This window comes from Paenibacillus apis (assembly GCF_018333295.1).
Lineage (GTDB): Bacteria > Bacillota > Bacilli > Paenibacillales > Paenibacillaceae > Fontibacillus > Fontibacillus antibioticophila.
This window is the reverse complement of record NZ_BORS01000003.1, coordinates 216,547-229,403: the sequence shown is the minus strand read 5'-3', so window position 1 is coordinate 229,403 and position 12,857 is coordinate 216,547. Positions and strand designations below refer to the sequence as shown.

6 protein-coding genes are annotated in these 12,857 nt (G+C 52.1%); 5 read left to right on the top strand and 1 reads right to left on the bottom strand.

The window, feature by feature from the left end:
* Window positions 1–84: 84 nt before the first annotated feature.
* From KI362_RS05605 to KI362_RS05585, 5 genes are all read left to right on the top strand, one after another.
* Window positions 85–972 carry a carbohydrate ABC transporter permease gene (locus KI362_RS05605; RefSeq protein WP_301625524.1) on the top strand — a complete coding sequence of 296 codons (888 nt, stop codon included), beginning with the start codon at window positions 85–87 and terminating at the stop codon, window positions 970–972.
* Entirely contained in the window at window positions 969–1,799 is an 831-nt protein-coding gene (locus tag KI362_RS05600; protein WP_044480585.1) for a carbohydrate ABC transporter permease, read from the top strand. Before KI362_RS05605 ends, KI362_RS05600 begins: the two co-directional genes overlap by 4 nt.
* A 21-nt stretch (window positions 1,800–1,820) precedes the next feature.
* Window positions 1,821–3,665 (top strand): glycoside hydrolase family 127 protein, encoded by a 1,845-nt coding sequence (locus KI362_RS05595; protein ID WP_301625522.1) that lies wholly within the window; start codon window positions 1,821–1,823, stop codon window positions 3,663–3,665.
* 272 nt (window positions 3,666–3,937) lie between these two features.
* The gene (locus tag KI362_RS05590; RefSeq protein WP_233500769.1) at window positions 3,938–4,828 is read left to right on the top strand and encodes a glycoside hydrolase family 43 protein; all 891 of its coding nucleotides are present in this window, start codon (window positions 3,938–3,940) and stop codon (window positions 4,826–4,828) included.
* Window positions 4,829–5,068: 240 nt separating this feature from the next.
* Complete coding sequence (locus KI362_RS05585) at window positions 5,069–5,905, top strand: YitT family protein (RefSeq protein WP_301625520.1); 837 nt, start codon at window positions 5,069–5,071, stop codon at window positions 5,903–5,905.
* Between the two features lie 71 nt (window positions 5,906–5,976).
* Here KI362_RS05585 and KI362_RS05580 read toward each other — a convergent pair whose 3' ends face one another.
* Window positions 5,977–12,396 carry a polysaccharide lyase family 8 super-sandwich domain-containing protein gene (locus tag KI362_RS05580; protein WP_301625518.1) on the bottom strand — a complete coding sequence of 2,140 codons (6,420 nt, stop codon included), beginning with the start codon at window positions 12,394–12,396 and terminating at the stop codon, window positions 5,977–5,979.
* Between the last annotated feature and the right edge of the window lie 461 nt (window positions 12,397–12,857).

Here is a 12,857-nt window from a genome sequence, read left to right as displayed (position 1 = left end):
GCAACGAATGCTGTGACGGGAAGGCGACGTTCTGCTTGCGGACCGTCGTCTTCTTAGTCAGCAGCTTCGGGATGGGAGGCAGAGATGCGAAAGGGACTATGGTACGGACTGTTATTCACGGCGCCGGCTATACTCGGGTTTGTCATTTTTACCCTGGGACCGATGATTGCAAGCTTGGTCCTGAGCTTAACGGATTTCAACGTATTCAAAGATCAAACGTCCTTTGTCGGGTTCAGCAACTATGCGAGGCTGTTCTCCGGGGAGGATGAGCTGTTCTATCAATCCTTAGGGATTACCTTCTATTTTGTAATTCTTCGGGTGCCTGCGGTTATCATTATATCTTTTGCCATAGCCTTATTGCTTAATATGAACATGAAGGGAAGAGCGATGTTTCGGACGATTATCTACCTTCCGAGCATCGTGCCGGCCATCGCATCGGCGATGATCTGGATGTGGCTGATGAATCCGGATCTCGGATTATTGAACTCCATGCTGAGCTGGCTGCATCTGCCGACAAGCAACTGGCTATATGCGGAGGGCAGCGTCATTCCTTCCGTGGTGCTGACTACGCTGTGGGGGATCGGGAGCACGGTCATTATTTTTCTGGCGGGTCTGTCAGGCATTCCCCAGTCCTATTATGAAGCGATTGAAGTGGATGGAGGAGGCTGGTATAGCAAGCTGCGCCAAATCACGATCCCCATGGTGACGCCTACGCTTTTCTTCAATACGATCATGACGATCATCGGCTCCTTCCAGGTCTTTAATGAAGCCTATATTCTGACCCAGGGCGGACCGAACAACCGAAGCCTGTTCTATGTGTTCTACCTTTGGAGAACCGGCTTCAGGGATACCGAGATGGGCTATGCTTCTGCACTGGCATGGATTTTATTCATCATTATTATGGTGTTTACTTATATCATCTTTAAAACCTCCAAGTCCTGGGTGTACTATGAAGGAGGGGAGCGCCCATGAGAACCTCGAAGCTTGCGATGGCCGCAGGTTATACTGCGCTTGTACTGATTTCGATCCTGTTTGTTGTTCCATTTATCTGGCTTATCCGCAGCTCGCTGATGGACCTGTCGCAAATCTTCACGATGCCGCCCGAATGGATTCCGAAGCCGTTTCATTGGGACAATTTCCATAAGGCGCTCACCGTCCTGCCGTTTGACGTGTTCTTTAAGAATACGATCATTATCGTCTTCGGCGTGCTGATCGGGACGGTCGCGACAAGCAGCATTGCCGCCTTTGGCTTCTCGCGGATCCGGTGGAAGGGCAGGGATACCGTCTTTGCGATTCTGATGACCAGCATGATGCTGCCGTTCGCGGTCACGATGATCCCGAGCTTTCTTGGCTGGAAGGAGCTTGGCTTCTATGACACCCTCTATCCGCTGATCGTGCCGGCATACTTCGGCGGGGGAATCTTTAATATCTTCCTGCTCAGACAGTTCTATTTAACGATTCCGCGCGATTTCGACGAGGCAGCCTTCGTGGACGGGGCCTCCTATTTCAAGATTTATTTGAAAATTATTTTTCCGCTCAGCCGTTCGGCGCTTATTGTTGTTGCCTTGTTCAGCTTTTTGGGCTCCTGGAATGACTTTATGGGGCCTTTGATTTACTTGAAGAGCGATCGGCTGTTTACGCTGGCTTTAGGTCTGCAAATGTTTCAGGGCACCTATAATGCGCAATGGGATTTGCTTATGGCAGCCTCGGCGGTGGTCGTATTGCCATGTGTAGTTGTATTTTTGATCGGGCAACGCTACTTCCTGGAGGGCATTACGCTGACGGGACTGAAGGGATAAGGAAAGCGAGGGGAACGCACAATGACGACGGCACAGCAATCGGAGCTGCGCAACTGGCAGGAAGTGCCTTTTACGAAGGTGAAAATGACGGATATGTTCTGGCGGCCGCGGCTGGAGGTCTTGAAGAAGGTGACGCTGCCAGCCTGCTTGGCGAAATGTGAGGAGACGGGCCGGATCGATAATTTTGCCAAGGCCGGCGGCTTGCTTGAGGGTGAGTTCGAAGGCATCTATTTCAACGATTCCGATGTGTATAAGGTGCTTGAAGGGGTGGCTTATTCACTGATGCTGGAGCGGGATGCAGCGCTGGAAGGGGAAGCCGACCGGATCATCGAGCTGATCGCGGCGGCGCAGGAGCCAGATGGTTATCTCACCACGTACTATACGCTGGTGGCTCCGGAGAGCAAGTGGAGTGATATGGAGAAGCATGAAATGTACAACGGCGGGCATCTGATCGAAGCGGCGGTGGCTTACTACGAAGCGACCGGCAAACGTCAGCTGCTGGACGTTGCATGCCGGCTGGCTGATCATTACGACCGTACCTTCGGCCCGGGCAAGCGGCATTGGGTAGAAGGACACGAGGAGATCGAGCTGGCGCTGATCAAGCTCTACCGGGCGACGGGGGAGGAGCGCTATTGGAAGCTTGCTTACTGGCTGATGGAAGAACGGGGTCATGGGCATGGTGTCGGGGCCATCTGGGATAAGCCGGAGTGGGGGCCTGCCTACTGCCAGGACGATGTTCCGGTCCGGAAAATCGAGCAAGTGACAGGGCATGCCGTTCGCGCCATGTATCTGTATTCCGGTATGGCCGACGCCGTGCATGTCTCGGGGGATACCGCCTATCTGGACGCCTTGCAGCGCGTCTGGTCCCATACGGTGGAGCGCAATATGTATGTGACTGGAGGAATCGGACCGTCCCATCACAATGAAGGGTTCACGGAAGATTTTGATCTGCCGAACGAGTCGGCTTATTGCGAGACCTGTGCGGCCATCGCCATGGTATTCTGGAACCATCGCATGAACCTGCTGTTCGGGGACGGTAAATACGCGGATGTGGTCGAGCGCGAAATGTATAACGGCGCACTGGCTGGGATTTCCCTGAAGGGGGACCGGTTCTTCTACGTGAACCCGCTCGCCTCGAAGGGGGATCATCATCGCGTGCCTTGGTTCGATACCTCCTGCTGCCCGACGAATCTGGCCCGCTTTCTCCCTTCAATCGGACAATATGTGTATGCCCGTACAGCTAAAGGGATCGCGGTCAATCAATATATTCAAGGCGAGGCGGAGCTTACGCTGGAGAACGGAACCGCCGTCCAATTGGAGCAGCGTACTTCCTTTCCATGGAGCGGGACGGTCGAGCTGGAGGTATCTCCGGAGACGAGCGGTGTGTTTACCGTTCAAATGCGCGTGCCCGGCTGGTGCAGGGGCTATCGCGTTCAGGCGGGAGGAGAATGGCTATCCGGCGTAGAAGCATTAGAGGAACGCGGATATCTCTCGATTGAGCGGCACTGGTCCAAGGGTGACACGATTCTTCTTGAGCTTGATATGCCTGTCGAGCTGATTCGCGCACGGGAGGAAGTACAAGCGAACGTTGGCCGGATCGCCTTGCAGCGTGGACCGGTTGTGTACTGTATCGAGCAGGTGGATCATCCCGGACTGAGCTACGATGAAATGACGTTTTCAGCCTATGGGAAGCTTCGTGTCGAGCATCGGGAGGATCTGCTGGGCGGCGTGACTGCGCTGCAAGGCACGGATGGAAACGGCAAGCCGTGCCGGTTCGTTCCTTACTATGCCTGGGACAACCGGGAGCCGGGCTTTATGCAGGTCTGGATCCGGGAGAAGGAAGAGGGGCAGTTGTATAAGTACTAGCTTCGCTAAGCCGGACGGAATTTAATTGTAGTTAGTTGTAGTAACTGCAATTAAGCCAGATAAAAGGGACGAATTTATAATTATAGTTGTACAAAAGGCGTTTATTCCTCCTTGCGGATAGTCGTTTTCCAGGAATAGGAGGTGAATAATTGTCAGAAATGCAGTTATTTAATCATGTATCTCCCGATTTTCCCGCAATAAATGGATAAAGTGCAATTATAATACCTATTGATTAGCTTTACAGCACAGCAGCACAGGAAGGAGCAATTGTCATGCCATTGAACATTAAGAATCCGATCATCCCCGGCTGGTATGCGGACCCCGAAGCCAGAACATATGAAGGGAAGCACTGGATTTACGCGACCCGTTCCTTCACGGAATATACGATGCAGATGAATCTGGACGCCTTCAGTTCCGATAACCTGACCGATTGGGAGAAGCATGAAGGCATTATCGAAATGGCGGACTTCCCTTGGATTTGGAGAGCCGTCTGGGCGCCGACCCATATCGAGCACGGGGGAAAATACTATCTCGTATTCGCCTCGAACGATATTCAATCGGACGAGGAGATCGGTGGTCTGGAGATCGCGGTTGCGGACCGCCCGGAAGGGCCGTACCGAGGCTACCTGGGCAAGCCGCTTGTAGATAAGTTCATTCACAAGGCCCAGCCGATTGATGCGCATCTGTTCAAAGACGAGGACGGAACGGTCTATCTGTATTACGGCGGATGGGGACACTGCAACGTGGGTCGGATGAATGACGAGATGACCGGATTCGTACCATTGACGGACGATGGCAATGAGATTCTTCGCTCCATCACACCGGAGGGGTATGTGGAAGGTCCTTGCATGATCAAGAAGGACGGACTCTATTACTTGATGTGGTCCATGGGCGGCTGGACGAACGGAACCTATCGCGTAGCGTATGGAGTAAGCGATAACCCGCTGGGCCCATTTGAGAATCAGGGCACGATTCTGGAGCGCCAGGAGCCGATTGCGGATGGCCCGGGTCATCATGGTTACTTGCATCTGCAAGAGGAAGACGAATGGCTTATTGTGTATCACCGCAGAATTATTGGGGATACGGAGCCGGGTCATCGCCAATTGTGTATGGATCGCATGGTGATCGGTAACGGCAAGATCGAACGAGTCACCATGACCTGAGTGAGAACTAAATTAGGTTTAAAAGCGACCTATCAGGCGGCCCATTTGGGCCGCTTTTTGAATGCAAAGACTTATTTACTGGTGAAGCCGAGCCAGAGTCTTATCGAAGTAGGACACGCAAGCACTTTTCCTAGTGAATAGGATAGCGAAGTAAAGTGTTAAAGTCATATTGACATTTATAGAGGGAAATAGATACGATAAGCTGGTTGTGATTTTGCTGAAGAAAGGAATAGGTTCAAGATGAAGAAGAGAATCGCGGATATCGCGTTCATTATATTGGGTGCCTTCTTGTTCGCACTGGCCGTCAACCTGTTTATCATTCCGAACGAGTTCGGGGAAGGAGGCGTAACAGGGGTTACGATTATTCTGTACTACCTGTTCCAATGGTCGCCTTCCATCGTTAACATCGTGCTTAACGGCTTGCTGCTGATTGTGGGATATAGATTCCTGGATCGGCAAACGACGATTTATACGGTGATTGCTGTGGCGTTCAACTCGTTGTTCCTGCATATCACGGAGAGCTGGACAATCAATTCCCAGGAGCCGATGGTCAATGCCATTTTTGCCGGCGTGATGGTCGGGGTGGGCATTGGCTTGATTGTGCGAGTAGGCGGAACGACGGCGGGAACGGTGATTCTGGCCCGGATCGCGAATAAATACCTCGATTGGAAGATCAGCTACGCGTTGTTGTTCTTTGATCTGATCGTGGCCTTTTCCTCCTACTTTATCATTGGTGCGGAGAAGCTGATGCTGACGATCATTATTTTGTATGTGGGCACGAAGGTGATGGACTTCATGATCGAAGGACTGAATCCCAAAAAGGCAGTAACAATCATCTCGGAGAAGCAGGATCTTATCGCAGAGATGGTCATTACACAGATGGACCGCGGCGTTACGGTCCTGTCCGGTCGTGGCTACTATACGAAAAAGCCGAAGGAAGTATTGTACATCGTCATCAGTAAGCAGGAGGTATCCGCACTGAAGAAAATTGTCAGATCCATCGATACCGCTGCGTTTCTCACCATTCATGATGTGCGGGATGTATTTGGGGAAGGATTTTTGGATATTTCAAAGTAAAAGGAAAAATAGGACAGGCACAGCACGAGGAACGAAATGGCTCCTGCGCTGTGCCTGTCGTTAACTAAGCTCTATTGTTCCAGTGTCCGAACCAATAGGGTTACGGCTTCCGCCCGGGTCGCAGTACCGCTCGGGACAAATTTATTGTCGCCTCGGCCGCTCACGATGCCCAGCCTGCGAACTGCCTCAATTGCACTCTTCGCCCACTGCGGAATGTCCTTATCGTCCGCGAAGCCGGTCGTTGCGCTTTCTTCAACAGACAGCTTAAGCGCTCTGGCGATCATCGCGGCCATTTCCGCACGGGTGATGCGCGCATCCGGCCGGAAGCTGCCGTCTGCGTACCCGCTCACAATGCCTGCTTCAACCGCGTTCGCGATTTCTTGCTTCGCCCATCCGCCGATTGTGGCCTCGTCCGTAAATGCAGCCGCTGAACCTGCTGCTTCCAGCTTAAGCGCCTTGGCCAGCATGACCGTAAATTCGGCGCGGGTAATGGCGGCATCCGGCTTGAAGGTTCCATCCGGATAGCCGATGACAAGCTTCATACCCGCAGCGCTCAGGATGGCGTTCTGCGCCCAATGTTCCGCGATGTCTGTGAAAGATGGCGCCGGCGTGTCCGGTTCGCCGCTTTCGTCCTTCTTCTCGCCTACAGCCATGACTGCGAACTTGGTGAAGTGATCCACCTCGGCTGTAATTCGATCGCCGTTCACGATGCCGCCGATTTCGATCCATACCTTTCTTTCCTCGTCATAGTAGAAGATAGCGGCTCTCTGATGGTCTCCTACGAGAGACGGATCGAACTTTAGCGAGAGGACGATCGGCTTTTTGAAGTTGCCGGTCACATTTTTCGTCAATTCAAAGACGTTGCTGACAAGCGTCTCCTTATCGAATACGAGGCCTGCCGTACTGAGCAGCTTCTCGATCACGATGCGCAGCTCTTGCTCCACTGCCCCTGCGCCTATCGTAAGGATAACTTCTTCACCGAGACTGACCTCGCCGGCCCGTCCGTTCGGGATAATAATGGTGCCGTTAGCCGATTTGATGATGGAAGTATGATTGCCATTACCTGTGGTGCTGCCGCCAGCCGGTGCCCCCGGATAGGGGTTATTCGGCGTTTCCGGTTGCGGAACCATCGGCGTCGCCGTCACGGTATTGGAGAAATCGCTCTCGCCCCTCGCATCTACGGCCTTCACCGCAAAGGTATAGCTTTTTCCGTTCGTCAATCCGGTTACCGTATACGTGGCTTCCGTTACGCTGGCTTGAACCAGCTGCCAGTTGTCCGGATTGGCAGGCGCCGCTATGCCTTCATATTGGTACACGGAATAGGTGACGCTTTCTGCTGAAGCGTTCCATCTTAAGGTTACGGATTGGTCGCCGGCCGTTGCCTTCAAATTCGCAGGCGCTGCCGGAACAGTTGCTTCATTCGGCGACGGAATCACGCTGTTCGACGGTGCGGATGAAACCGACTCCCATTTGGCGTTCCTTGCGATCACCGTAAAGGTATACGTTATACCGTTTGTCAGACCCGTGACGATAATAGGGCTGTCTGAGCCTTCCGCCGTCGTAACAGCTTCTCCGTGTGCCCACGCAGTTACTTTATAGCCGGTAATTTCGCTTCCGCCATGATGAATCGGCGCGGTAAAGCTCACCTCGGCGGACCCGTCATGACCGACGGCATACACATCGGCAGGTGCTTCCGGAGGGGCAACAAGAGAAGGATACACCTTGAATTCCCAGAGTGAGTAGCCGTAGGTGCTCCCTCTTTTGATGCCGTACATCTGAACATATCTTGCATTTACCGGCGCGAAGGAGATTTTATCGATGCCGCCTGCTCCGGTGGTGGTGCTATACACGGTGGTCCAATTCTTGGCGTCGTCGGACACCCGAATTTGGTACTCCTTGCCATATGCCGCTTCCCAATGCAGATCCACTTTTTCGATGGATTGGCTGGAGCCAAGGTCAACATAGATCCACTCCGAGTCGGAGTAGTTAGAACCCCAACGGGTACTTAATATCCCGTCGACTGCATAGCCGGAGGCCACGTCCGTAGCTCTGGACGAGCTTGCCACTACCGACTTGCCTTCTGCAAGATTGAGCGGTAAATCCTCATACACTTTAAATTCATAAAGCGAGTAGCCGTCTCCGGTGCCCTGTAGAACGCCCTGCATCCGAACGTACCGGGCACTGACCGGATTGAAAGAAACGTCTTCGATGCCTCCTTTACCTGCCGTCGTTGAGTAAACATCCGTCCAGGTATTTGCATCGTTCGATACTTGAATTTTGTAGCTTTTCCCGTAAGCTTTTCCCCAATTTAGCCTAACTTTATTGATCAAATATTGACTTTGCAAATCCACATAAATCCATTCATTATCCGAATTGGCTGAATTCCAATACGAGGTTCTGTATATATCCGTAGCATTCGAGGAAGCATGATTATTTTTGCTGGATGAAGCGATCGCACCTTTGTCGTAAGCGAGGTCGAACCCTCTGTCATCGATGGAGGCTTTCTCATCCAAAGTCATGCTTCGGCCCGTGAACGTATCCTTGCCAAGCTTATAGCTTGTCGTAGTTCTCTCTCCGTTTCGATCCAGCGTCACGTTCACACTAATCCCCGGTGTTTCGGGATTGGAGACGGAAATGCGGACAGGCGCTGCGGATTCGTCGACGATCACCATGGCCGGTTGGTCTACGGTGACCGTCAAGCCGTCTCTCAGCTTCACTGTCCCAGGCTTATAGAACAGCAACTCCGAAATTTCGAGCGTATTATGCCTGACCGCCTGGACAGAGGATGTATTCGAAAGAATGGTTACCGGGATGTTGTTTGCGTAGTTGCTGACTTCATCAGAATTTTTGTTTGGCAATACAATGTACTGGTAGGAGGCATTTGCGGGCTTTACGCCATGATCAAGCCATACGGAAAAAATCGGTTTGGTGATCGGATCCGTCGAACTTCCCGTAACCACATCGCTCCAGCTTCCGGTCTTCGTCTCCAGGTTTACCTGAAAGGCCGTCGAATTCGGGAATACATAACCGATATGGTCGTTATATGCCCAACGTCCGTTGATTTGCTTCGTTCCCTCTGCAAGGGGATTGCCATCGACGAGAACTTCGCCTACCGCTTGACTTTGGTTCAATGTCGTGTGAACAGGAGCCGCGTTCGTCGAGGTGATTCCCGCACCAAGCGCCACCATTTCATCATCGAAGAAGAAGTAACCCTTCTTTCCGCTTGTACTCAGCTTGTTGAAATCAAATGCGGTGGCTCCGTAACGCTCATCTGTTACGCCGCCTACAAAGGTTTTGGGATTATTGAAATTCCCGTCTTTCGTGAGCACGTAAGGAGCCGTCGTGCCGGGAACGTGGGCCCAATCCATCAACTGGTAGACGGGCCTGTATTCGTCGCCGGTTCTTTGAATGGCTGTGGCTCCTTGCGGGGTCCAGTACAACAGGTTATACCCGCTAGGATTTATCGTTCTCCATTCGCCGCCCTTGACCGTGCTGGATGACATCTTGACCGTAATTCCATAGTCATCCCGCATATGGGAGGAGACCAGCGTCTGCCACTGCGTCATATTGTTGGCGTCCAGTCCGTTGCTTGTGCTTGTGCCGACCCTGCGAATATTGTCCAGGAAACTCGCAAACTCCGCTGCCCTCGCCGGGTTGGCCGTCATCATCCATTCGAGCGGATCTTCATAGAAGGTCAAGGCCGCGCTTGAATAACTCGGCCAGTCGGGTCCGTTCATTCCCATGCCCAGATCGGCGACATCGCCTCTCACGAGATATCTTGTGCCGTCCAGAATGTATGACGATAACGAATCAATTGCAACCTTGCTGTACGGGAACACGGTACCGGAGGTAATGTACGCCCAGAATGACATATCTCTGGCGAAGCTTCTTCCGTAGCCCGTCGTATAATTCGTCTTGCCATGCATGAAGAAAGACATGTCAGACTGGATTCCCGTCACGGTCGTCGTCACATTCGCCAGGATGTTAAATGCATTTACGGCGTCCCGAACGCTATCCGCATTCTCGAGCAATAAGCCGCGGTACATATAATTTTGGTTATACCAGGACGAGTTGGCTCCGTCGCCAGTATGAGCCTTGCTGTCTAACGTGGCTATAATATTGGAGGCTTGCGTTTCAGTTAAATAGCCTTCGCATAAGAGCGCAATTTTCCCTAATCTTAATTGTTTGCCGATTCCGGTTTCCCACCAGTTGGTTGAAGTCGGCTTCACTGTAAACCAATGGTCCAGTGCCTTTTGAATACCTTCCAGCATTGCCGGGCTATGGTAGTACGGATCATTCGGGTCGGCAAACGCCTGGGCCATCGACTGCATCCGGTCTAAAGCAAGGTAAGGCGACCAGCCTCTCCCGTTGGCGGCGGAAGTTGTGCTCTTGTAATCGACATCTCCCCAGCTGCCATCCGGGTTTTGACTGGATAAGTAAGTGCCCGCCTTGGATTTGAAGGTCCATTCGACCCGGCCGTTCGTTCCGTCGTTGATAATGTCCCTAGAGATGTAATAATCAACTATACGCTGTTTCATCAATTTCATATCCGCGATCTCTTCAGGAGTGCTGACTTTGTCAACGATTTGGAAGTAGAAGCGGCCGGCATTTTCCGTATAACCATCATTAAGTAAATAAGCGAGGTAATATTCGCCCGGGGGCAAATCCTTTAGGCTTGGATATTCTTTTCGCCCCTCGCTGTTGTCTGTCAGGGTTACCGTCCCGTCGGGAAGGTCATTCACATAGGCCCACTTCCATGCATTGGTTCCTTTTTTCGGCGTTTCGCTTTTGAGGTAAAGACCGATCCAATCTTTTTGGCCTTGAGCTCCCGTGTAATGAATGGTTAACGGCTGTCCGCGTTCTACGACCGTTTGATCCATGCTCAGCGTGCTGCTGTAGTCGGGCTTAGGGGCCGATGGCAGATTCAGGTCCGCGTAACTGCGCGGCATCACATTGAATTTGGATACAACGGCGCGGTGGTCGGATAAATAAGGATCCAATTGGATGTCCGCATAGGATATCGGTCCGCCATTGACCGTCTTTTCTCCGATCAATTTGCTTTCCAGCGTTGTCGCGGGACCTCCGGCATACACGTAATCAATCCGATCGTATACCTCCGGCGTTCGCCACTCGGTGCCTTCGACGGCCCAAGTAATGCCTGGCGTTGAGGCCGGATCAGGATGCATGGACCGATAGGAATCGACCATGCCCAATTCCTGGAGTTTCTTCGATACCGGCCATTCTACTGCCTTGCCGAAATAGCGGTCTTTCGTCGCCTCCGTCCAATCCAGGTGCGACGGCACATTGAAGTCTCCTGTCAGAAAGACGGGCATCCCTTGCCCGGCGAGCGCAGGAAGCTTGCTGAACGGGTTGCGCATCTCGGCCATATGCTTGAGGTTTTCATCGGCAAGGACGCTCTCGACGGTCTTGCCATCTGCGATGCTGTAAGGACCGTAGGGGGAAGATGACAGATGCACATTGCTGATCGCCACAGCTCTGCCCGGATCGACTTCGATCAGGTAGTAATCCTTCTCCTTATCCACATCGAGTATCGGATATCTGCTCAGGAGACTAACATTTGGGCTTGCCTTCATGCTGACATTATATCCTAACGATGCAGCCGCCTGAGTTATGACATCATCGTTGGATTCCTGGATTCCGATCACATCTGCGTCCGCCGTCCGGATCAAGTTCTCCAGGAAATGGACGACACGATCCTTGCCGTTCTTCTTGATGGCATCCCCCGCCCAAAGGTTCAAGCTCATCACGGTCAGCTCGATTTCCGGTTTCGGATCGGGGCCCGGCGTCGCCGAAGCTACCGTGACTTCAACCGCCGTCGATTTCCCTTTGAACGTAATGTCGATCATGGCGGTCCCCGCGGATACGGCCTTGACCAATCCGGCTGAGGTCACCGTTGCCACTTGCGGCAGGCTGCTGACATATTGGATGTCATTGGCCGCTGTTACATCCTCGGTTTCATTTGTACGATACGTGGCTTCAACCTGCAGCTGGGCGCTGTCCTCTTGCGGATTCAGCTTTAACGCCACCGATTCGGGAGCCGCCTTCAGCTGCGCGACTTCCTTGTCGGCAATCTGAAAGTAAAAGCGGTCGGCATTTTCCGTATACCCGTCATTTAGCAAATATGCGATGTAATACTCGCCTGGCGACAAGTCTTTGAGACTTGGATACTCTTTTCGTCCCTCACTGTCGTCTGTAAGTGTTATCGTCCCGTCAGGCAGGTCATTCACATAGGCCCACTTCCAAGCGTTGGTTCCCTTTTTCGGCGTTTCGTCTTTGCGGTAAAGACCGATCCAATCCTTTTGGCCCTGAGCTCCTGTGTAATGGATGGTTAACGGCTGCCCGTGTTCAACAACCGTTTGATCCATGCTCAGCGCGCTGCGGTCTGCAGCACGAACAACATTCGCAGACAGACTGCCCCATGATCCAACCAAGAGCACGAATGCCATCAACGATTTCAACAGTTTACTCATGCGTATTTCCCCCTCGAATAGAAAGATATATCCGCCTCTTTGCAAAGCTTCGCACTTGGTTAACCATTCGCATGCCCCCTCTGTTAATCTGGACTTAAAGGGCTTTTGAGAGCGCTTTCTCGTCCAGGGATTAAAAAAGACAGCTCAAGCTGCCCCCCTGCGCGTCCCCCTTTCATCGAGACCGGCATTCGCTTTAATGTCCCGTTATATCTGCCGATACCTTATCAATCCCACGTTATAACGACAATTCCGATAAACACCAATTTTTCCTGCAAGCACAGATTTACGAACTTCCCGAAAACAACACTATTTCAAAAATAAACTATTTTGCAGACGATCATGTCCTGTATGCTATATAAGTGGAGAAAACGCTTTCACTTACAGAAGAGAGAAGGTATCATAGAAAGATATTATTTATACAAAGTGAAGGTGAACTCCGTGTTAAGCATGCATAGGCTCTC